Origin of the sequence: Marinobacter psychrophilus (assembly GCF_001043175.1) — a bacterium.
Taxonomy (GTDB): Bacteria; Pseudomonadota; Gammaproteobacteria; order Pseudomonadales; family Oleiphilaceae; genus Marinobacter; species Marinobacter psychrophilus.
Map to the genome: position 1 here is coordinate 3,751,850 of NZ_CP011494.1, position 21,185 is coordinate 3,773,034.

17 protein-coding genes are annotated in these 21,185 nt (G+C 55.6%); 6 read left to right on the forward strand and 11 right to left on the reverse strand.

Going from position 1 to position 21,185, the window contains the following annotated elements; all coding sequences use genetic code 11:
- Window positions 1-19 precede the first annotated feature (19 nt).
- Window positions 20-1,399: a nucleotide 5'-monophosphate nucleosidase PpnN gene (gene ppnN, locus ABA45_RS17020; RefSeq protein ID WP_048388145.1), complete on the forward strand. Its 1,380-nt coding sequence runs from the start codon at window positions 20-22 to the stop codon at window positions 1,397-1,399.
- Between the two features lie 82 nt (window positions 1,400-1,481).
- On the opposite strand, the gene ABA45_RS17025 is transcribed toward ppnN, so the two are convergent.
- Together ABA45_RS17025 and ABA45_RS17030 are read right to left on the reverse strand one after the other, a co-directional pair.
- Window positions 1,482-1,814: a c-type cytochrome gene (locus tag ABA45_RS17025; RefSeq protein WP_048388147.1), complete on the reverse strand. Its 333-nt coding sequence runs from the start codon at window positions 1,812-1,814 to the stop codon at window positions 1,482-1,484.
- Window positions 1,815-2,061: 247 nt separating this feature from the next.
- A complete protein-coding gene (locus ABA45_RS17030; protein WP_048388149.1) occupies window positions 2,062-4,287 on the reverse strand; it encodes a tRNA(Met) cytidine acetyltransferase TmcA in 2,226 nt (741 codons plus the stop codon).
- 94 nt (window positions 4,288-4,381) lie between these two features.
- Between ABA45_RS17030 and ABA45_RS17035 the strand changes: the two genes are divergently transcribed.
- Both ABA45_RS17035 and ABA45_RS17040 read left to right on the forward strand, forming a co-directional pair.
- Entirely contained in the window at window positions 4,382-6,718 is a 2,337-nt protein-coding gene (locus ABA45_RS17035; protein WP_157035566.1) for an ATP-dependent helicase, read from the forward strand.
- Between the two features lie 210 nt (window positions 6,719-6,928).
- The gene (locus tag ABA45_RS17040; protein WP_048388151.1) at window positions 6,929-8,050 is read left to right on the forward strand and encodes an OmpA family protein; all 1,122 of its coding nucleotides are present in this window, start codon (window positions 6,929-6,931) and stop codon (window positions 8,048-8,050) included.
- Between the two features lie 75 nt (window positions 8,051-8,125).
- On the opposite strand, the gene ABA45_RS17045 is transcribed toward ABA45_RS17040, so the two are convergent.
- Complete coding sequence (locus tag ABA45_RS17045) at window positions 8,126-9,397, reverse strand: D-amino acid dehydrogenase (protein ID WP_048388154.1); 1,272 nt, start codon at window positions 9,395-9,397, stop codon at window positions 8,126-8,128.
- Between the two features lie 84 nt (window positions 9,398-9,481).
- Here ABA45_RS17045 and ABA45_RS17050 point away from each other — a divergent pair, with 84 nt between their 5' ends.
- Complete coding sequence (locus ABA45_RS17050; protein ID WP_048388156.1) at window positions 9,482-10,291, forward strand: TatD family hydrolase; 810 nt, start codon at window positions 9,482-9,484, stop codon at window positions 10,289-10,291.
- 23 nt (window positions 10,292-10,314) lie between these two features.
- Here the strand turns inward: ABA45_RS17050 and ABA45_RS17055 are convergent, their stop codons facing one another.
- From ABA45_RS17055 to ABA45_RS17075, 5 genes are all read right to left on the reverse strand, one after another.
- On the reverse strand, window positions 10,315-11,223 hold the full coding sequence (locus ABA45_RS17055) for a lysine exporter LysO family protein (protein ID WP_048388157.1): 909 nt from the start codon (window positions 11,221-11,223) through the stop codon (window positions 10,315-10,317).
- Window positions 11,223-11,543 (reverse strand): DUF2288 domain-containing protein, encoded by a 321-nt coding sequence (locus ABA45_RS17060; RefSeq protein WP_048388158.1) that lies wholly within the window; start codon window positions 11,541-11,543, stop codon window positions 11,223-11,225. The genes ABA45_RS17055 and ABA45_RS17060 overlap by 1 nt, the downstream gene beginning before the upstream one ends.
- A gap of 89 nt (window positions 11,544-11,632) precedes the next feature.
- Window positions 11,633-12,757 carry an HDOD domain-containing protein gene (locus ABA45_RS17065; protein ID WP_048388160.1) on the reverse strand — a complete coding sequence of 375 codons (1,125 nt, stop codon included), beginning with the start codon at window positions 12,755-12,757 and terminating at the stop codon, window positions 11,633-11,635.
- Between the two features lie 195 nt (window positions 12,758-12,952).
- Window positions 12,953-15,721, reverse strand: coding sequence for an aconitate hydratase AcnA (acnA, locus tag ABA45_RS17070; RefSeq protein ID WP_048388162.1), 2,769 nt, complete (start codon window positions 15,719-15,721; stop codon window positions 12,953-12,955).
- Window positions 15,722-15,852: 131 nt separating this feature from the next.
- Window positions 15,853-16,107: a hypothetical protein gene (locus tag ABA45_RS17075; protein ID WP_048388165.1), complete on the reverse strand. Its 255-nt coding sequence runs from the start codon at window positions 16,105-16,107 to the stop codon at window positions 15,853-15,855.
- Window positions 16,108-16,333: 226 nt separating this feature from the next.
- On the opposite strand from ABA45_RS17075, the gene ABA45_RS17080 reads away from it, so the two are divergent.
- Window positions 16,334-17,788, forward strand: a complete 1,455-nt coding sequence (locus ABA45_RS17080) for a B-box zinc finger protein (protein WP_048388167.1) — start codon at window positions 16,334-16,336, stop codon at window positions 17,786-17,788.
- Window positions 17,789-17,844: 56 nt separating this feature from the next.
- Here the strand turns inward: ABA45_RS17080 and ABA45_RS17085 are convergent, their stop codons facing one another.
- On the reverse strand, window positions 17,845-19,284 hold the full coding sequence (locus tag ABA45_RS17085) for a rhomboid family intramembrane serine protease (RefSeq protein ID WP_048388169.1): 1,440 nt from the start codon (window positions 19,282-19,284) through the stop codon (window positions 17,845-17,847).
- A gap of 226 nt (window positions 19,285-19,510) precedes the next feature.
- Here ABA45_RS17085 and ABA45_RS17090 point away from each other — a divergent pair, with 226 nt between their 5' ends.
- Window positions 19,511-19,954 (forward strand): OmpA family protein, encoded by a 444-nt coding sequence (locus ABA45_RS17090; protein ID WP_048388171.1) that lies wholly within the window; start codon window positions 19,511-19,513, stop codon window positions 19,952-19,954.
- A 29-nt stretch (window positions 19,955-19,983) separates the two neighbouring features.
- Here ABA45_RS17090 and ABA45_RS17095 read toward each other — a convergent pair whose 3' ends face one another.
- Both ABA45_RS17095 and ABA45_RS17100 read right to left on the reverse strand, forming a co-directional pair.
- Entirely contained in the window at window positions 19,984-20,385 is a 402-nt protein-coding gene (locus ABA45_RS17095) for an MAPEG family protein (protein ID WP_048388173.1), read from the reverse strand.
- A gap of 72 nt (window positions 20,386-20,457) precedes the next feature.
- The gene (locus ABA45_RS17100) at window positions 20,458-21,174 is read right to left on the reverse strand and encodes a lysophospholipid acyltransferase family protein (RefSeq protein ID WP_048388174.1); all 717 of its coding nucleotides are present in this window, start codon (window positions 21,172-21,174) and stop codon (window positions 20,458-20,460) included.
- Between the last annotated feature and the right edge of the window lie 11 nt (window positions 21,175-21,185).

Consider the following 21,185-nt stretch of genomic DNA (forward strand, 5'->3'; position numbering starts at 1 on the left):
CCAAGGAGTTTTACGACCGATGAATGAACCCACCATCAACGCGTTGGTGTCGCCCGAAGGCAGCCTCGAAATCCTGTCTAACCATGAAGTAAACCGCCTGAAAGACCGCAGTGAAGGCGGCCTTTACCGGCTGTTCCGCCAATGCGCACTGGCAGTACTGAATACCGGCGTGGTTACCGACGATTGCCAGGATTTGATGTCGGCCCACAGCGACTTTGAGGTGCACCTGGTACCCCAGCCCCGCGGCCTGAAACTGGAACTGATCAACGCACCCCACCATGCCTTTGTCGACAATGAAATGCTGCGCGCCAATCGCGAACATTTGTTTTCGGTGTTGCGCGACATCGTATACACCCATTCCAGCCCGCTGTTCATTGAAGCCAACCGGCATCCGCAGCCGGAAGATCTGACCAACATGGTGTTTCACATTCTGCGCAACGCGCGCGTGCTGAAACCGGGGCGACAGCCAGACATGGTGGTGTGTTGGGGTGGCCATTCCATCAGCCATGAAGAATACCAATACAGCAAAGAAGTGGGCCACCAGTTGGGTCTGCGTGAACTGAGCATTTGCACCGGCTGCGGCCCCGGCGCCATGAAGGGCCCTATGAAAGGCGCCACCATAGGCCACGCCAAGCAGCGGGTAAAAGACGGTCGCTACATTGGCATTACCGAACCCGGCATTATCGGCGCCGAGGCACCCAATCCGATTGTGAACGAACTGGTGATCATGCCGGATATAGAAAAACGCCTGGAAGCCTTCGTGCGCCTTGGCCACGGCGTGATTGTATTCCCCGGTGGTGTGGGCACAGCAGAAGAAATTCTTTACCTCTTGGGTATTCTGTTGCACCCAGACAACGCCGATATTCCCTTCCCGGTGGTGTTTACCGGCAGGCGCGAGAACGCTGATTATTTTGAAATGATCGACAAGTTCATCCGCAACGCCTTGGGTGACGACGCCGCAAAGCGCTATGAAATCATCATCGACGATCCGGTGCGGGTAGCGCGCACCATGAAACTCGGGATGCAAGAGGTCGAAACCTTCCGCCGCGCCATGCAAGACGCCTATTACTTTAATTGGACGTTAAAAATAGACCCTGTGTTTCAGCTGCCATTTGAGCCGGACCACGCCAACATGCGCGCCTTGGAACTGCATCGCGATCAGCCAGTGCACTTGATTGCGGCAAATCTGCGCAAAGCCTTCAGCGGTATTGTTGCGGGTAACGTAAAGGAAGAAGGAATTCAAAAGGTGCGCGCACATGGCCCGTTCGAAATTGCGGGCGACCCCAGCCTGATTAAGCCTTTGGAAGCCATGCTGGAACAGTTTGTGGCTCAAAACCGGATGAAACTACCCGGCACCTCGGCTTATCGGCCAAGCTACCGGATTATTAGCAAGGCATAGCCTGTCGTCTGGCTAAGTTGACGGACACCTTGGCCAGACGAAACAACACCTCACTCTTTTGCAAAACGAACTGCTGGATAGTTTACTTGCCGCCGGCAGGCAGACTGGAAAAATACGCCGACAGGTCGGCAATATCTTCATCACTGAGTGCCATTGCCTGACCCTGCATAATAGCCGCCATGCCGCCATTACGTTCCTTGCTTCTATAGGCTTTCAGTGACGACACCAAATACATCTCGTGCTGGCCCGCCAGATTCGGATACATCGGGATCAATGCAATACCGTTCTGGCCATGGCAGGCGGCACACACGGCTGCTTTTGCCTTGCCAGCAGCTGCGTCTCCGGCACTGGCCATCATCGGCAGCGCGGCACTGATTGCAAAAAGACCTGCAACCGCAAAGTGCTTCAATTTCATTAAGACAACCCTCTCATTTTTTTCGAATCGAATGTTCACAATGTCTTCTACGCGAGTAACAACGGTTCGTACATTATAGTTAGTATAGCTAATTATTGTTATAGCACGCGCCAAACCCTGCTAAAAATGCGATAGATCAAAATTCAATCTCTATGTCACAAATAATACCAGCACCCGCGCGCGCTACCCCGAAGATTTTTATGCCGGCCGACATCAACAATGAGGAGTGATATCAGTGCACGGCCAATCAACCCGGCTCCAGCCAGTCTGCAACCATCAACCTAAGCTGCTGTTCTGCATCGCGCTGGCCGCTGCATAGATTCTCGCGTTGAAGCTCAGCCCAACTGCGGCCCTGCACCACAGAGCGGCACCAAAGCGCGCACTGCGCGGGCTGCAATGCAGTCAGCCAGTCTGCGGCGCCGGCGCAGCGGCTAAGGATTTGTAGCGCCGGCAGGGTCAGCTCAAAGCCGCGATGGCCAATGGCGAAATGCTGTAAATCGCGAGTGTCCTCGGCATCCGGTTGTGGGCCAGCTGGCAGGCTGCGCATTACGCCAGCCATCAGTTCCGGCTGACATTGAACCCATTGCCGCCCGGCCAGCACCAACCAGTGCCGGCCCAGGCGCTGCTGTAAATCCTGGACCAAACGCTCGCCCGCTGCACTGAGCCCGCGCACAGCCTGCAACGGATATTCACCACTGCTGGCCTCCTGGCTAAAGCCCAAGCGCACCGGCTGCAGCCCCTGGCGCTGCCAAAAGGCCAAGAGCGCAGGCGTGCCTCCAAAGCTGCTGCCGATATAATCAAAGCCTTCCGCTGTGGCATAGGCCTGGGCAGCCGCTATTAAGCACTGGCCAATACCTCTGCGCCGTTGCGGCGCCGCCACCGCAATTCTCGTTATCCGTAAACTGCGCTGCTGGGCCGCCTGCGGCAGGCCCGCATGCAACGCCAACGACTGTGCCAACAAATGTCCTCGCAGCCGACGCAGCCCAAGACTGACTTGCTGCGCTAAAGGCGCCGAAAATTCGCCTTCGCCCTGAGCCCACAACAACCCCACGGTGCGCCCATTCATACGAGCACGCCAGCTGACGGCGGCGGGGTCGTCCAACCACTGGCGCAAATCCGCAGGCGTCGTGCGGTAATGAGCGTTCACCAATAGCCCGAAAGCTTCCGCCAAATCGTTTTCCGTTGCCTGAGCCGGTTGCCAGCGCTCTACTTCCAGCACCGGCAAGGGATCAGGAGCCAGCTGTTGTGTATCGCCCTGGCTCGTTGCAGCTAGCATGAACAAGCGGAAAACAAGCGGTTCCAACGGGTCACTGGCCGCCCATCGCACCGGCTGCGAAAGAGTTCGCTCTTGCCAGTGCGGCGTGTGTTGGTCCAATTGTTTGCGAAAGCGCACCGCAAATCCCCGCCCGGCGCCTTCGTAACCGTGAACGGTTGTGGCAAAGGCCACCCGGGGCCAGCCCAGCAAAATACGCTGCAACAGCGGCGCAGCTATGGCGGCGGCTTCGTCTACCATCACAACTTCTGCGGCAGGTTTGTCCGCTAGCATCTGCTGAGGCAGTAAAAATGTCAGGCTAGCGCCGCTGACGATGGTCAATTGAGTAGCCGATTGACTTTGTAGTTGGGCTCCCAGGCGCTCACGGGCATGAGCCATAACGGTGGCCACCTGTTCGGCCGAAGGTGCAGTCAACAATACTCGCTGGCGGCCCCGCAACAGTAATTCCGCCGCCGCCAGGCCCAAAGCTGCCGATTTTCCACGACCGCGATCGGCGGTAATCACCAGCGGACGGCGCCGGCGCCCCAAACCAAAACGCACCAGCGCTTGCACCAGCTGGTCCTGCTCGGGCCCGCCGTCAACACAAAAAACCGTTGCGGGTCGGCGGCGACTTAATTCATCCCGCACACGGCTCAGTTCTGAGTTTATGGTGGCGCTTGCGCGCTCATCTGCACTCGTTACCGATCTCTCACCCGCACTCACATACTCACTCATCTTCAGCCGAATGACGTCCGGCGCATCACTCAGTATCTTTGCTAAGCGCTCAGCAAAGGGATGCTCAATGGCCTGATCGAGGCCGGTACGGGCGTAGTCCGGGTCAGAAAATGTGCCCCATTGAGTCAGCGGCGGCATCAACCAGAACCACAGGCCGCCAGCCGCTAATGTGCCAGCCAGCGCCGCCAGCCCGTCAGGCGGGTTGCCACTGAAGCCGTCCCACACCAGCAAGTCTAGCTCACGCCCCAACCAAATTCTTGCTTGCGCCGGTGTCGCTACGTGCAAGGCCGGCAGCGGGCTGTCGGCCTTGGTGCTAACCCACAAGCCCCGATCTGCACTCAGAAATGGCAATTCTGCCGCCAACCAGTTCAATGCTGCATTGCGATCGCCCTCAATCAGCACGAGCCTACGCTCACCGGCGTGCCGCAATTCAACTTGCAGGGACTGCAATGCACGGGTACTGAGTGAATCCAGTGTAGACGTCATACAAGAGTGCTCTTGAACTGCTGAATATGAAAAATGACGACGCCATTATGGAACAGGCCTGTGCCCGCGGCCAGTTGCCGATTACAATGGCGCCATGCCACAGCAACCATCCGCTACCGATTACCAGCATCAACCCCACACTGCCGCCACGGCCCTGGCGAATCCAGCGGCACAACTGGCGCTGCCCGAGTTTCTAACCGACGAGCAACGGGACATTATCAGCGCCGGCTTTGAACACGCGGTGATTACCGCGGTCGCCGGCAGTGGCAAAACCACAACCCTAGCCTGGCGTATTCGCTATCTGCTGCATCAGGGACACGATCCCGCCCGCATGCTAGTGCTGATGTTCAACCGCAGTGCCAAGATGGATTTCGAACGCAAACTGCAAGCGGTGTGCGGCAATAGCGGCCTGGCGCTGCCGGAAATACGGACCTATCACGCCATGGGCCTGCGGCTTTACCGGCGCTTTGTGCGAGAGGGCTACCTACCCAATTTTTCCGCTAACATTCTCAGCGACCAGGAAATTAACTATCAGGTGTTTCAGCTCAGTCGCCGGCTAGTGCCGGAAGACCTGGCAGAGGAGCTGCGGCGGAATAAAAAAGAATTTATAGAAACCGCCATCGGCTTTATTGACCGGGTGAAAACCAGCCTTTCGCCTGCTGAAATCGTGTTTGAAGACATGGAATTCACAGAACGCCAGCGCTATCTGATTGACCTGTTCCACAGTTTCGAACAATGGCGCAAAGGCCAGAGCCGTATCAGTTTTGCCGACATGCTGTACGAGCCGGTCATGGCCATTCACCAGAACCCACCCCTGCAAAGGCTGGTGGCGAATAAAATGGACCTGATTCTGGTCGACGAGTATCAGGACACCAACGAAATTCAGCACTTGCTGCTGCGCTATGTAGCCGGCGACCGGGCCCGGGTAACCGTAGTGGGCGATCCAGACCAAACCATCTACGAGTTTCGTGGTGCCAAACCGGAGTTTATTCTGCGCCGCTTCAGTGACGAGTTTGAAAGCCCGCTGGAACAAACACTAAGCTACAGCTTCCGCTATGGCCACCGGGTAGCGCTGCTGGCTAATCATCTGATTCACAACAACAGTGGTCGTAAAGACTTACTGTGCCATGCGCATCCGTCTACGCCTGCCACCCTCATAACCCTGCACCGCCACGACAATGACGCCGATACCGTGTTGCAGTTGCTGCAGGTCATGACAGCAGAACAACTGACCGATACCGCCATTCTGTTCCGGGTATGGAGTCAGAGCGTGGCCATTGAACTGAAACTGCTGGCGCGACAAGTGCCTTACCGTATTGATGCCGGAAAAGGAGCGCTGTTCAGCCGCGAAGTTCAGGCGATTATAGCGCTGCTGCAAATAGTAACCGGACAGCTTACGCAATTACCCGACAGCGACCGCTTGGAGCTGGCGCGGCAACTGCTCCGGTTTCCCCACGTTGGCCTGAAAGAACCGGAGCTGGACCAGCTCGCACGCTTTTTGGCCGGTTTTGGCGAAGACTGGGCACAACGCATACTGGCGATGGACTTTAACGCCTTGGCTCCCATGGCCGCCCGCAAGCTGCGCAAACTGGCAGAAACACTGAACCAGCTCAGTGGCTATCGCGGCCCGGTGTCCGGGCTGATCAGCGTGTACGCTGACAGCACCGACCTGTACGACGGCATTCGCAGCCTGGCCCTGACACACGACAACGCGGAGGAGCGAATCAACACCATTAACGGCTTTCGCCAATACCTGAAAAGCCTGGATATTAACGCCGAAAAAGCTCTGGCCCACCTGCACACGCTGAAGCAACAATCCGGCGCCCACCGTAACGACGGGCAAAACTCCAAGCCCGTCGGCGTTCTGCTGTCGACCATTCATCGCACCAAGGGTCTGGAGTGGCCGACGGTGATCGTGCCCGGTCTTCAGGAAAAGTACCTGCCTTATAGCCCCCGCGCCGAAGACAACCTACGCGCCCACTTGGAAAGTGAACGGCGCTTGTTGTACGTAGCCATTACTCGCAGCAGGCAGCAGTTGCACTTGATCACGCGCCCTGCAAGCAGCCGTCCTCACCTGGACGGCGAACAGGGCCCCAGCCGCTTTGTTGCAGAGTGTTGCTTTGAGCTATCCGATGAACTAGGCGGCGCTTTGCATCAACCAGATGGCAGCAACGCTCTCACGCTGCACGCCCCGCTAACGGCTATCAGCGAGCGTTACGGTCGCCGCGAAGGCGTAACCCTGAGTGGCGACGCAAGCCAAGAATGCAATGACCAGCCCCTATGGCAGAGGGAACGACTGCAGCACGCCATATTTGGCGCTGGAACCGTTGTCAGTGAAGATGAAAGAGCCTTTGAGGTTCGATTTGATAACGGCGATACCCTCAATTTCAGCAAGCAAAGCGCTCACCTCTACTTCAGCACATTAAGTTAACGCCGATTTAGCTGTAAACATCATTTTTATTCGATTTTAATTCATCGGTTGGGCTCGAAATTCACATCCATACCCGTATAACTCCTAAGGTAACATTACGTAAGCTTGTTTTGAGTTTTGCGCGTCAATGGCCTAATTTAGCGATCGCGGTTCACGTCAATCACAAATCGTAGATTTACTGGAACTTAATAATCGAAATGGAGAGCGTTTATGAAATTTTTGCGTCCGGTAGCTATTGCAGCCCTTGCTTCATCTTTTGCAGTTCCTGCATTGGCTGAGCGCCAGGAAACGATTTACCTGAACCCGTTTGCCGGTTTCCAGTACTTTGGTGACAAGCGCGACCTGGATGAGTCTGGCACCTACGGTGTCGGCATCGAATATCGCTTTTTGCCGAACTGGGCCGTAGAAACTGTCTATTCGCGCGCTGATGCAGAGCGTAAATACAGCAGTGGCGCCATCGATTTTGACGAAGTACGTGTAGACGGTACCTACTACTTTGCCGGCCCGGATCGCACCTGGAACCCGTACGTATCGGTGGGTGCTGGTCATGCCAGCTTCGACGGCACTGGCCCGTCTACCCCGGGCTTAAACAGCGACGAAACTCGCGTAAACCTGGGGGCCGGCGTACGTTACAACATCAGCGATCGCGTATCCTTGCGTGGCGATCTGCGTGAATTCCACGGCATTGATGACAGCACTTTCGACACCATGGCGTCTTTGGGTATCAGTGTTGCCTTCAATCGTACCGTTGGCCAGGCAGCTCCCGTTGCACCAGCACCCCAGCCGCCGGCTGATGCTGACAACGACGGCGTGCTCGATGCCCGCGACCAGTGCCCTAACACCCCCCGCGGCACCAAAGTTGACGCCAACGGTTGTGAATTGGACAGCGATAAAGACGGCGTAGTGGACAGCAAAGACAAGTGCCCGAACACCGCAGCTGGAATGAAAGTCGACAAAGACGGCTGTGAAGGCGTGGTCAAAACCATCGACACCTTCGAGATTGACGTTCAATTCCCTCTGAACAGCGCCGAAATCGGTGCCGCTTATGACAGCCAAATCCGTCGTGTTGCCGATGCACTGCGCGCAAACAGCACCACTTACGTTGAAATTGCCGGTCACACCGACAGTACCGGTGGGGATGTGTACAACCAAGAGTTGTCAGAACGCCGCGCCGCAGCCGTTGCCAATCGTCTGACAGGCACACTGGGCGTTAATTCAGATCGCGTATCCAGCAAAGGCTACGGTGAAGCCGAGCCCGTTGCTAGCAACAGCACAGACGCTGGCCGTGCGGCCAATCGTCGAGTTGAAGCTCGCATTCAGGTGCGTCGCTAAGACATCCAAGTGATGAAGTGAAGTAAAAAAAGGCACCTTCGGGTGCCTTTTTGTCTCTATACAATCATTAGCGGCCTACTCGCTAAATCGCTCCGGGCGGAATGCATCCAGACACACAGCCGGCTCCTGATTATCGATCACACTGGCGATCACATCCGCGCTTCCAGCGGCAAGCGTCCAGCCAAATACACCGTGGCCGGTATTCAAATACAAATTTTCGCGGTTACCACGACCAATGATCGCAGGGCCGTCTGGCGTCATCGGGCGAAACCCTGTCCAGCTCTCTGCACTATCAATATCGGTGCAACCCGGAAAGCGACCGCGAACTGCCTTTTTAATCGTTTCAAGACGTGCCTGCGGAATGCTCCGGTCAAAATCGTTCAATTCCACAAACCCCGTTGCCCGCAAACGGTCGCCCAAGCGGGTCATAACAACTTTGTACCGGTCATCGTGTACGGTAGAAATTGGCGCTTTCTGTTCATCGGTTATGGTTGCCGTCAGGCTGTAACCTTTTACTGGATAAATCGGCAGTGGCTGACCCAATGGCCGGGTCAGTTTGTCAGACCAGCAACCGGCGCTGACAACAACCGCATCAGCGTTCAGATTTTCCCGCTGCCCGTCTTTGCAACGCAACATGATGCTATTAACACGCCGGTCGTCTGCCAGCAGTTGTTCTACGTCTACCTCATAGCGAAACACCACGCCTTTTTCTTCACAAGCCCGCGCCAGCTCGCGGCTGAACAGGTGGCAGTCGCCAGTGCCGTCAGTGTCATAGCTAATAGCGCCATAAAGTGGCCCGTTGCCGCTCAGGCCAGGCTCTAACTGTTCTACCTCGGCGGCGTTTAAAATACGTGCGGGAATGTCCATACTCTTCAGCAAGCGTTGAGTTCTGCGATAGCCGTCCAACGCCTCCGGCGTGCTGGCTAAATGCAGCAGGCCTTTATGGGCACCGTCGAAGTTTAGCTCGAGCTCGTTTTCCAGAACCAAGAAACGCTCGCGGCTGTGCTTGGCCAGGCGCAACATGGCGCGCCGGTTAAAACCGAAGAGCCCTGGCGACCAGGCGTAGCGCAACGTCGAAAACATGAAACGAAGGGTTGCCAGCGACGGCGGCATCCCCATTTTTAGCGGCCCGTCCTGTTTTACCAACCAAGGCAGTGCTTTTAGCACCATAGCCGGATCTGCCCAAGGGTACACAACACCATAAGAACGCTGAGCTGCGTTGGCCTTACTGGTTTCGTTCCCAGCCAAGCTGTGTCGCTCCAGAACGGTCACTTGATGGCCGCGGCGACAAAGTTCCCAAGCTGTGGTTACACCAACTACACCACCACCAATCACCACAACGTGCATAGAACCCTCCTTTGGCTGGGTGAACAAAGCGTAAAACTGTTAATATTGCGACATTCTTTGCCGACAACGTACTGCGAGTGACTCATGAGTAAGAATCGTCGTGAAATTCCACGTTTTGATCACCCTATAATAGAAACCCACTGCCATCTGGACTACCTCAAAGAACGCCCACTTGAAGATATCCTGCTGCAAAGTGAGCAGCTGAATATTGAGCGCATCATCACGATTGCGGTCGCTCCGGATAATCTTGAGCGAGTGCGGCAACTGAGCCAGATGGCACCCTGGATTTATGGCACCCAAGGAATTCATCCCCACGAAGCCGAAACCTACAACGATGAAGTTGAGGCTGAAATCCGCACCCACGCCGGCGATACAAAAATCGTCGCGATCGGCGAAATCGGACTGGATTATTATTACGATCACGCTGACCACGAGGTGCAGCGCACCGTGTTTCGCCGCCAGCTACAAATTGCCTGCGACTGCAACAAACCGGTAGTGATCCACAGCCGCGACGCCGACGACGACATGATCGAGATTCTGCGCGAATTCGAAGCAAGCCTGACCCGGCGCGGAGTGATTCACAGTTTTACCTCCGGCCCCGGGCTGGCGCGCTATGCCCTGGACCAGGGCTGGTGCTTGGGTTTTAACGGCATAACGACCTTCAACAAAGCCGAAAACGTACGGGATATTGTACGCATGTCGCCCATCGAACAAATTCTGCTGGAAACCGACGCGCCGTTTTTGACTCCGGTACCCTATCGCGGGCGTGAGAACGCGCCTTGTTACCTGCCCTTTGTGGCCGAAAAAATTGCCGAAGTAAAAAAACTGCCATTGCAACAGGTGATCGAACAGACCTACCACAACAGCTTACGCACGTTTTTTCCTGCGGGCTAAAACCCCAAGCGGATCAGACTTGCCTAGCCTAGTGACAAAAACAGCCCCATAAATACCGGGGCGAAAAACGACAACACAAACCCGGACGCAATAGCCACCGGCACGCAGGCCAGGCCACCGCTGCTGCGAATCACCGGCAGAGTGAAATCCATAGCGGTGGCGCCGCCATAACCTATGGCGAGTGCTGGCCGTTTAGCGATAACCAGCGGAATGATGGCCAGAGCAATGATTTCACGCAGCACGTCGTTCATAAACGCTACCCCGCCCCAGCCCGGGCCCATGGCATCGCCAATAACAATTCCCGACAACGAATAAAAACCAAAGCCGGAAGTCAGTGCCAATGTCTGATTCCATGGCAAGCCTAGCACCGGTATCAGCAGCACACCCGCCATCATCGAACTGGCCATTAAAACCAGCGCAATGCCAAGGCCTTGCACGTTCATCAGCAGCTTGCGCAAAGATAAACCAGCGTTACGAAGCTGCAAGCCAATCAGCAACAACAACAGCATTAGCAGGCCAGTGGCGATCTGATCAATAAACGGTACCGCCGGCAACAGGTAATAGCCCAACAACAAGCCAGCAAACGCCGCGATCAATGGCTTGAACGCCACCATGATCAGCCGCCGATAGCCCGGACTAGCCGACTCTTCGGCGCGGTTCACTGTCAGCGGGCGCCAACGGTGGAACAGCCACAAGCCACCCATATTGCACAGCAACAACAGCGCCACCAGAGCCAACACTTGGCTTGCCATGGTACTAAGCTGACTGCCCAAACCTTCCATTTGCCCGAGCCCCAAGCCAAGCATACCCAAAATCAGGTACACCATTGTTTCGACCAGGTAGTGAATAACCGTCATCGCTCGACGGTTGGAAAGAGAAATGGCGAAACCGAGAAACAATGGCGCCAGTATCAGCAGCACTCCGGTCAGCATCAGTGCATTGCGCCGTCAGCACGGTCTTGCACCAGCACCCAGGGCGCGATCACCACTGCCCACAACTCGGTATTGTTTTGGTGCCAGGCGCGGGCAAGATCTGGCGCAACATCACCCACCTTGCCGCTGGCCAGCCAGTGTTCAAACTGCGATTTGTTGTCGGCAACCAACTCGCACGCCACGTTTAATAAATCGGTGTCAGCGGCCACTCGCACAACTTGCCCGCGGGCATAATGCGTTTGCAGGTCATGCCAGTGGATACGGGAGGTTTCAAGATTCAATCGGGCTTTGATTTCATTCGCAGATTCAGAAGAAGACATAACGGCCTTGATGGATGGTTGTCAAAAGTGCGTGACAAATTTTAACCGATTGCCAGAATAGCAGCCACCGTTAGAAGCCAGACCGTGCTTTAACTTGAGCCATCCAGACCGAGCCGGCGCAGTAACCACTTACCGTCATCACTGTCTATTAGCCCACTCTCGTATAACCCGGCAGCCCGCATAATCAATTTCGACTGGACCACTGTTTCCCGCGGAAGAAAATGTACAGCACCGATCAGCTCCCGCAGCTGCAGCGGCAGGCGCCAGTGTACTTTAATCTGATTTCCCAAGGATTGCGCCCAGTCGGCCAGAGCCTGGTCTATCTCCTCAGCGCTCAAGGTTTTGTCGCCTGAGTCACAGTACTGTTGCATCAGTTTTAACGCCGCTAAGTCTCCTACCCGGCTCAACAATCCGGCGGTATGGCAGGGTACGGCAGGCTCACCAAGCTTCAATGCCAGCCGGTAAGCCGTGTCGGCCACGGCTACAGCCTGCGCCAGCAACTCTTTTGCTTTTTCTGCCAGTATCGGATGCGCCAACTGGCCACAAATATCCAACGACAGCGCCAGCGCGTAATTCAGTGCCATCGGTACACCCAGAGCCAGAATAGCCTCCTTCAGTGTTGTCACCGGCAATCCCGAGCGGCGAAAAGAAATACTGCCCGCTACCGCCAGTAAACGCGCCGTTACTGAAACTTCGTTACGCCATGATTGCACCAGCTCTGCCGCGCTGACATCCTCGCTGCGCTGAAGCAGCTCGATTATTCCAGCGGTGTTCGGGGCTCCGGGTAGCTGAACCATAGTGCTAACAGCTGCTGCAATGTGCTCGTTCAGATTCATGCTGTCACCTACCTGTCCCTGGGGGAGCAAACTGCGCAGCCGCTGGTGCAGTAATTCAACGCTGAACGGTTTACTGACAAAGCCACTGATGCCCAGGCGGGCCGCCTTCAATATGGATTCACGATCAGCCGTTTGGCTGATTATTAACACGGGCACCTCGCTTTGCGAGCGGCGCACACGGCGAATCAGTTCCAGGCTGCTGCCATCGGGAAGGTGCACATCCGCCAGTATCAAATCCGCTCCGTGAGCTTCCCAGTGGTCCAATGCGTTCTGCACAAAGCCAAATCTGTGCACTCGCACCCTTGAGTCTACACCGACGCAAATACTGGTCAGCAAAGCAGCCATGTTGTCGTCGCTGTCAACAACCAACACATTCATCCTGAAGCCTTTTCTTGTTGTGAAACATGCCAAAACGACGCACCTGCCAAAAACGTTCAGACAAGTAATGAATATACGATCGTAAACTGCGCCCACATCACTGCAGACTTTGATGCTCGCATTGCCACATAAATAAAAGGCCAGCACCCTTTAGGTAGCTGACCTTCTAACCATAACGACTTTTAACAACAGAAGTCAGTCATTACGCAGCATTTCCCGAACCACGTAGTGCAGAATCCCGCCGTGGCGGAAGTACACCGCTTCGTTCGCTGTGTCTATGCGCGATAGTAAATCACAACTTGCGGTTGTGCCATCCCCATAAGTGACCGTCATGCTCAGAATTTGCCCCGTCGTGATGTCGCCAGACAAGCCATCAATGGCGATGGTTTCGTCGCCGGTCAGTTTCAGGGTTTTGCGGTCGGTGCCACTTTGGAACTGCAGTGGCATTACGCCCATGCCAATCAGGTTGGAGCGGTGAATACGCTCGTAAGATTCGGCGACTACCGCACGCACGCCCAGCAGGCGAGTGCCTTTGGCGGCCCAATCACGGCTGGAGCCAGTGCCGTATTCTTTACCGGCAATCACCACCAGCGGCGTACCCTGCTGCTGGTACTTCATTGCAGCGTCGTAGATCGGCATCTGTTTGCCATCAGGCACGTAACGAGTAAAGCCGCCTTCTACGCCATCCAACATTTCATTGCGAATACGTACATTGGCAAAGGTGCCACGCATCATCACCTGATGGTTGCCGCGACGTGAACCGTAAGAGTTGAAGTTTTTTGGTTCTACACCGTGCTCCTGCAGGTATTTACCGGCGGGGCTATCAGCCTTGAACGAGCCGGCGGGGGATATGTGATCGGTGGTGACCGAATCCCCCAACAGCGCAAGAATACGCGCTTCGCGAATGTCGTCCACCGGCTCGGGCTCCAGGCCCATGCCTTCGAAGAAAGGCGGGTGCTGGATATAGGTGGAATCGTCTGACCACTCGTACACCTTGGTTTCTGGCACTTCTATCGCCTGCCAGGTAGCGTCGCCGTCAAACACGGCGGCGTATTCGGTGCGAAACATGTCCGTTTTGACTTTTTCTACCGCCTCTGCCACTTCCTGCTGGCTGGGCCATAGGTCTTTCAGGTACACCGGGTTGCCGTCTTTGTCGTCACCCAGCGAATCTTCCAGCAGATTTAACCGTACGTTACCTGCCAGCGCGTAAGCCACTACCAAGGGCGGCGACGCCAACCAATTGGTTTTCACCAGCGGGTGCACCCGGCCTTCAAAGTTGCGATTGCCTGATAACACCGAAGCCACCGTAATGTCACCATCGGCAATGGCTTTTTCCACCGCATCGGGCAGCGGGCCGGAGTTGCCGATACACGTGGTGCAACCGTAGCCCACCAGATCAAAACCGAGCTTGTCCAAATCGCCCTGAAAACCGCCTGCGCGCAGATACTCGGTAACCACTTTCGAGCCTGGCGCCAACGACGTCTTCACCCAAGGCTTGGTTTTCAACCCTTTGGCGACTGCTTTTTGTGCTACCAGACCAGCGGCCATCATAACGCTGGGGTTGGACGTATTGGTGCACGACGTAATCGCCGCAATCACAACTGCGCCTGGGTCCAGTCGGGTTTCCCGGCCATTCATAGCCAGCATCTGACTGGAGTGATGATGATAACTGTCGTCAACACCGACGGCGGTTTGCCCACCCTCAGATTCAAGTGCGTTGTCACGTTTGTCATTCGTTTTGGGTGCGCCTTCGCCGGTTTCCATCACCAGTTCAAACGCAGCCTTCATGTTCTTCAGCGCCACCCTGTCTTGCGGGCGCTTGGGCCCAGCCATGCTGGCTTCGACCTCGTCCATATTCAATTCGAGGGTAGCGGAATACGCCGGCTCATGACCGGGTTCACGCCAAAGGCCTTGTGCCTTGGCATAGGTTTCTACCAGTTCGACCTGCTGCTCCTCACGACCAGTCAGACGCAGATACTTAAGAGTCTGTTCGTCTACCGGGAAGAAGCCGCAGGTGGCACCGTATTCAGGCGCCATGTTGGCAATGGTAGCGCGGTCGGCCACCGGCATGTCTTTCAGGCCGTCGCCGTAAAACTCGACAAATTTGCCCACGACTCCATAGCTGCGCAGCATTTCGGTAACGGTCAGCACCAGATCGGTGGCGGTAATGCCTTCGCGCAATTTGCCGCTGATTTTAAAGCCAACGACCTCGGGAATTAACATAGATACCGGCTGGCCCAGCATGGCAGCTTCCGCTTCAATGCCGCCCACGCCCCAACCCAGTATGCCCAGGCCGTTGATCATAGTGGTGTGAGAATCGGTGCCCACCAACGTATCCGGGTAAGCCAGGGTTTTGTCGCCCAGCTTTTTGTGCCATACAGTTTTACCCAGGTATTCCAGGTTTACCTGGTGGCAAATACCGGTTCCGGGTGGCACCACGCGGAAATTATCAAAGGCCTGCTGGCCCCACCGCAAGAATTCGTAGCGCTCCTGGTTACGCTCCATTTCCATGGCAACGTTGTCTTTGAACGCCGAAGCGTCGCCAAAGCGATCAACCATAACGGAGTGGTCTATCACCAGATCCACCGGCGTCAGCGGGTTGATCATTGCCGGGTCTTTGCCGGCTTTTTGAACGGCTTGGCGCATAGCGGCGAGGTCTACCACCCCGGGCACGCCGGTAAAGTCCTGCATCAGCACCCGCGCCGGGCGAAACTGAATTTCAGTATCGGAATTGCGGTCTTCGAGCCACTGAACCATGGCATCAATGTGGCTGCGTTCTACCGTGGTGCCATCTTCATTGCGCAACAGGTTTTCTAACAGCACTTTCAGCGAAAACGGCAGGCGGTCAAGGTCACCCAGCTCAGCCGCCGCTTTCGGCAAGCTGTAATAATAATAGGTGATGTTTCCAGCCTTCAGGCTGCTGAGGGTGTTTAAGCTATCGTGGCTGTGAAGTTCACTAGACATAGCGTACCTCCTACGGTGAATTTAGCTCCTACTACTATCGCACCGTTTCGATAGACTGCAACTTTATAACAACGATCTTCACTATTCAGCGGCTGAATAGTGACGCGTTAATACTCATTTTATAGTCGGTTTTAACAAGTTTTGTAACCGGCGATCTGCTCAACTATCAGGCCAGTCATCTGCTCAATGCCGGTCACCATGACCCGGGTTTTTGGGGCTTCGCGCAAAACGTCCTGATTTTGTTCAACCACTTGCTGAACGCTCTGATTGATCTGTCCGGATGCCACTGCCTGTTGCTTGGTCGCCGATGCGATCTGCAGGTTTATGCCGTTCACTTCGGCAGTGGTGGCACGGATTTCGGTGGTGAATTCCTGGGTGCGCTGCAACAGTTACCGTACCCCATCCGCAACCATTGCAAAACCGCGCTGACCAGAAGAATTGCAGACCTATGCCTCAAAGCTGGAATTTCCGTCTTAGCCGTGAGAAAAGTGATGGGTTGTCGGCGATTCTCGACCAACTAACCGATAGCTAACGACGGAAACAACGTATTCTTTAGACAGCGCTTTTGCCATTATAGCCACTGCACCCGAGCCAATCAGGACACAAACGCATTTGAAACACGATTGCCACTATCACCCCGGCGACCCCGCCAAATGGCATTGCGGTGAATGCCAGCAGCATTTCTGCGCTCGCTGCATGCCAGACGCTAATACCAAACAGCGCCGCGGGCTCTGCCCCCAATGCAACAAGGCAATGCGCTATTTGGGCGCCGCCACCGAGGTGGTGCCGTTTTGGCATCGGCTGGGCGCGTTTTTCCGCTACCCATTCCACACTGATCCACTGCTGGTTATCGCCATCTGCACACTGGTGCCAGCTGTGGTGCCACAAAACCTACTAGGTTTGCTGGTGTGGCTGTTATTGGCGCTGGCGCTGATGAAATACACCTACGCCGTTATCAATCGCACTGCAGAAGGCCACCTGAAGCCACCACCGCTGGCCGAGGCCTTTAGTGGCAGCGGCTTTAACATTGTGATTCTGCAGATTCTGGTGTTTGCGCTGATGGGCGGACTGGTAACGGCCGCAGGCATGTTGGGCGGGCCCTTGCTATTAATGCTGACGCTGGCGTTTGTAGTGTTAGCCCTGCCCGCCAGCATTATGGTGTTGGCCATGGAGCGCAGCGTGGGTGCGGCGGTAAATCCTTTGAACCTGGCCACTTTGATCGCCCGCATCGGCAGCCCTTACTTCCTGCTTTACGGTTACCTGATTCTTCTGGTGCTGGCGTCTGCCGCGGCCCAGGATTTTGCCCTCACGCACTTTTCAGAATGGGTATCGCGGCCGCTGGCGGGTTTTCTTAACAGCACCTTTACCCTGATGCTGTTTCACATGCTGGGTTATCTGCTGTTTCAGTATCAGGAGGAACTGGGCTTTGCTGCGGATTACCAAGACGCTGTCGAACCCGAAGATCAGCACCACCGCGATCGCAGCCAGCGCTTTGATGCCGACCTGGACATGAACCTGAAAGATGGCAACTACGATCGCGCGCAGGCTCTGCTGCTAGAGCAGCTCAAACGCGAACCAGACAACACGCTGCGCATTGGCCAACTTTACAGGCTGCTGGCGGCGCGCAATGACCTTCGCAGCCTGCACGCTAACCATCCGCGCATCATGGCCTGGCTGGCAGCGCGCAATGATGGCAAAGCTCTGGCAAACTTGCTGGAACAGCTGCAGCAGGCCGACCCACAATTCCGTTTGCAAGACGCCGAGCTTTCGGTAACGGTGGCCAGCACGCTTTATCGCAGCGGTCACTATCGTTTAGCGTTGAAACTGCTGCAGGATTTTCACAAACGTTTTGCCGACAGCCAGGCACTGGTGCCAGCCTACCTGCTGGCCGCGCAAGCCTTGGCCAACGGCCTGGGCCAGTGGGAAAAAGCCACGGCATTTCTGGGTTTTATTCAACGCCAGTGCCCACAACATCCCCAGCACCCAGAGATTCAGTGCTTCTTGGAGCAAGCGCAGGAACGCCAGCCATTACGCGGCCCCAAGGCCAACTTTAACGTAGCAGACTAGTGTTCTGCCAGGCTGATTCATCAGCCTGTTGAGCGTCTGCTGCCGCCAGCATAGCGCTATAACCACTGTCGGTAGTGCTGGGCCTTGGGCGCCATCTGGCGTTTTTCAAACTCCGCCACCAGCAACCGACAGGCCTCGCTGACCATCATTTCGCTGCCCACACCTCGCAGGCGCTCAAAGGCTTTTTCTGCGGTGCCCAACTGATGCTGTTTCAGGCTGGCAAACAGCACACGATTGTGGTCTTCCGCCGCCAACGGCTGGTGAGCCTCGCCTTTTGCCAGATATTCCCGCCAGATCGCAATAACTTGATCAAATTGCTGCCTGCTGAGCGCATCATCTATCCGCTCGCGGCTAAAGTGGCGATACTCGGGCAGGTCCGGGCGCAGTTGTGCCAGTTGCTGCTGATGTTGCAGCACCAACGCGCTCTGAGGATAAACTTCTCGCAAAGCCTCAAAGCGCGTAATGGCCAGCTCAAAATCCAGGGTAGATATCGCCGCCACAGCCTGCCCATAAGCCTCGGTAAAGGCGCTATCTTCCGCTTCAGGCTCAGGCTCGAAAAACGTGTCTTTCACCTGAAACCAGCTTTTACCCAACGCTCCCACTAGAATCGCACCGGCCAGCAGCCCACCAGCGTGAGCCATGTAGGCAATACCGGTAGCGCCGGCGTACCAGTAATCGTAAATTTCTTTACCCAACCACACCGGCAGAATGGCGATAGCCGGCGCTCGGAAATAGTTGAAGTAGACGCCCAGAAAAATGAAAAAGCGGATCTTCTGCAGACCGTAAATCGCCACGTACATGCCCATCAGCCCGGAAATGGCGCCAGACGCACCAATCAGCGGCACCAGGCTGCCGGCGGAGAATCCAGTGAACATCAGTCCAGAAAGCGCGCCACACAGCAGATAGGCCAACAGAAAGCGCGCAGCTCCCAGGGCTTTCTCCACGGTAAATCCTAGCAAAAACAGAAACACCATATTGCCCAGCAAGTGGCCCCAGCCGCCGTGCAAAAACTGATAACTGACAAAGCTGTGCAGCGACAACTGCGCGGGAATCAGCCCAAAACGCTGGGAACTAAGCCGGCTAATAAAGTTGTCTTCAATGAAACCCCGCTGCTGTTGCCATCGCTCTCGCTCTGCGCTGGCCCACACCAGATCACGGTTATCGAGCAAATACTGATAAAAGTCGCGGTCCATCAGCAGAGTAACGGCCAGCCAGCCGTCTTTCTGATTGGCCTGTAGCTGACGCATCTGCTGCAACTGATAAACCGACTCGCTATCGCCCTGATGGCGTATCTGACGCAGCAGGTAATCTTCGTAAACCGGTGCCTCAAGAGCCTGCAGATTATTTTTTAGATAGTGGTTAACAGCCACCTGAAGCTTGCGCTGGTCGGCGCCCTGATAAAACGTGAACACCAGCACGCAGGCCAGCATCAACCCCAAGGTAATCCAGGGCGGGCGTTTCCAGTTAACGGCGTTTTCAGCGGGAATAATCAGCATGGGACATCACATTTGATCACAATTGGCCACCTGTAAGCCGTGTTTTGTCATAGCGTAGCCTTGGTTGCGCGGTTTAATGGCGCTATCGACTAACCGCCTAATGCTGTTATTGTTCTGCGCGCCAATCGTTCGGTCTTGATATAGTACGGCCTCGAAATCCGGCTATGAAAATCACCGTATGGCGTCAAAACATTATCAGCCGGCCCCGAATGCAAGGAAACACCACATGACCGTTCTTGTTTTGGATAGCCCGGAACTACTGGCCCGCGCAACCCTGGCCGAGGGTTTTCAGCCTGATTCATGCGCCGAGTCAAACAAACCCCGTCAGCTAAAGTTCCATTATGGCTACAACAAGCATCAGCTTAGCGCCGCCGACATGGACATGCTTACCCTTCACGGGCACTACCTGCGCCGCAACGTTCATCTACATGTGTGCGTACACGGGCATTCCGACGCCTTTGGCACCGCCGACTACGGTCATTTTCTGTCGCGCCTGCGGGCCAGCGCCGTGGTGCGTTTTCTGATTGAAGAGGGCGTCGAGGAACAGCGTTTAAAAGTTGTCGGCTGGGGTTCAGACCGCCCGCTGGCAACACGGGCAGATCATGCGGCCAACCGCCGGGTTGAACTGGAGTACGTGCAACACAGCGTATCCAGCGCGCTGTCCGGCTAATTTGGCCAGAACCCCCTGAGATCTTCAGCCTAGCCGTATGCCTGGAACACATTCAGCAGCAACAACACGGCGATCACCAGAATCGTAGCCCAGGTTAGCAAAATCCCCACCATGCGGGCCTTGTGGGGCCCGCCTTGGCCTTGATACATGCCCCATGCGTGTAATATACGGCCCAGCACAAAAGCCATACCAACCCAGTAAATAAACCCGCTGGAAACGCCGTTCAACTCAGCAATTCCCAGCATTATCAGGGTCAGCGGTGCGTATTCCACCAGATTACCGTGGGCGCGTACGGCGACCTCAAAATCGAGATCTTCCGCAGTACCCATACCCTTGCCGTATTTGAGCCGGTACTTAACCACCACGGCAGACAAAACCAGCAGCAAAATTCCGATAACAGCCGCGAAAACACCGGTTATAGGTAAAATCATATTCAGTCCTGTTGATCAATGAACTGCCCACGCAGGCCACGCCTGCGTCGCCGACAAGTGACGGAAGCCGCCTCACTGTGCCTTACTTTCACCCAGCTCGGCAATTGCCTTGGCCATCGCACTGTGGCAGCGCGCAATCAGTTCGGGTATGTCTGTGTTGGTCATGCCGGTGGTTTCGATGGCCGGTAAAATCCTGAGCGGAACCGGTTTGCGGCGGCCCAGCCATCCCTGGGAGTCGTCTTGGTACGGGCCAACACACACCATCACCAGCGGTAATCCAGAAGCAATGGCCGCGTAAAACGCACCTTTTTTAAAACTCTGCAGCTCTTTACCACGGCCGCGCGTGCCCTCTGGGAAAACCCACAGACTTTTGCGTTCGTGAACAATGGTATCGCCTACCACCTGCATACTGGCAACGGATTTGTGCGAGCGCGAACGATTCAGAATCACGTTGCCACCCAGCCAGAATACCTGTCCGAAAAAAGGCACCCACAGCAGCCCCAGTTTGCCTACCGCCACCACGCGCCGTGGCACAACATCCCCCACAATCAAAAAATCGTCGTTATGCTGATGATTCGCAATCACTACCATGGAACGGTCTTTAGGCATATTCTCGGCGCCGTACAGCGGGCGCTGCATGCCAAGAACTGCGCGCCCAAAACGGGCACATACCCCGGCCAGAATACGATTATTATCCGGATTAAAGGGCCGGGCCAAATACAGCACCATCGACAGCAGACAAAGCAGCAACACACCTGTCCACGCCAGGATTTTTCTTAGTAGGGCCATAAGATAGCAAC

Excerpts from the sequence above, each read along its gene's own strand:
- ABA45_RS17025 (WP_048388147.1), bottom strand. The coding sequence starts at position 1,814 with ATGAAATTGAAGCACTTTGCGGTTGCAGGTCTTTTTGCAATCAGTGCC.
- ABA45_RS17040 (WP_048388151.1), top strand. The coding sequence starts at position 6,929 with ATGAAATTTTTGCGTCCGGTAGCTATTGCAGCCCTTGCTTCATCTTTT.
- ABA45_RS17090 (WP_048388171.1), top strand. The coding sequence starts at position 19,511 with ATGACCGTTCTTGTTTTGGATAGCCCGGAACTACTGGCCCGCGCAACC.
- ABA45_RS17095 (WP_048388173.1), bottom strand. The coding sequence starts at position 20,385 with ATGATTTTACCTATAACCGGTGTTTTCGCGGCTGTTATCGGAATTTTG.
- ABA45_RS17045 (WP_048388154.1), bottom strand. The coding sequence starts at position 9,397 with ATGCACGTTGTGGTGATTGGTGGTGGTGTAGTTGGTGTAACCACAGCT.
- ABA45_RS17100 (WP_048388174.1), bottom strand. The coding sequence starts at position 21,174 with ATGGCCCTACTAAGAAAAATCCTGGCGTGGACAGGTGTGTTGCTGCTT.
- ABA45_RS17055 (WP_048388157.1), bottom strand. The coding sequence starts at position 11,223 with ATGCTGACCGGAGTGCTGCTGATACTGGCGCCATTGTTTCTCGGTTTC.
- ABA45_RS17060 (WP_048388158.1), bottom strand. The coding sequence starts at position 11,543 with ATGTCTTCTTCTGAATCTGCGAATGAAATCAAAGCCCGATTGAATCTT.
- ABA45_RS17085 (WP_048388169.1), bottom strand. The coding sequence starts at position 19,284 with ATGCTGATTATTCCCGCTGAAAACGCCGTTAACTGGAAACGCCCGCCC.
- ABA45_RS17050 (WP_048388156.1), top strand. The coding sequence starts at position 9,482 with ATGAGTAAGAATCGTCGTGAAATTCCACGTTTTGATCACCCTATAATA.
- ABA45_RS17035 (WP_157035566.1), top strand. The coding sequence starts at position 4,382 with ATGCCACAGCAACCATCCGCTACCGATTACCAGCATCAACCCCACACT.
- ABA45_RS17065 (WP_048388160.1), bottom strand. The coding sequence starts at position 12,757 with ATGAATGTGTTGGTTGTTGACAGCGACGACAACATGGCTGCTTTGCTG.
- ABA45_RS17030 (WP_048388149.1), bottom strand. The coding sequence starts at position 4,287 with ATGACGTCTACACTGGATTCACTCAGTACCCGTGCATTGCAGTCCCTG.
- acnA (WP_048388162.1), bottom strand. The coding sequence starts at position 15,721 with ATGTCTAGTGAACTTCACAGCCACGATAGCTTAAACACCCTCAGCAGC.
- ppnN (WP_048388145.1), top strand. The coding sequence starts at position 20 with ATGAATGAACCCACCATCAACGCGTTGGTGTCGCCCGAAGGCAGCCTC.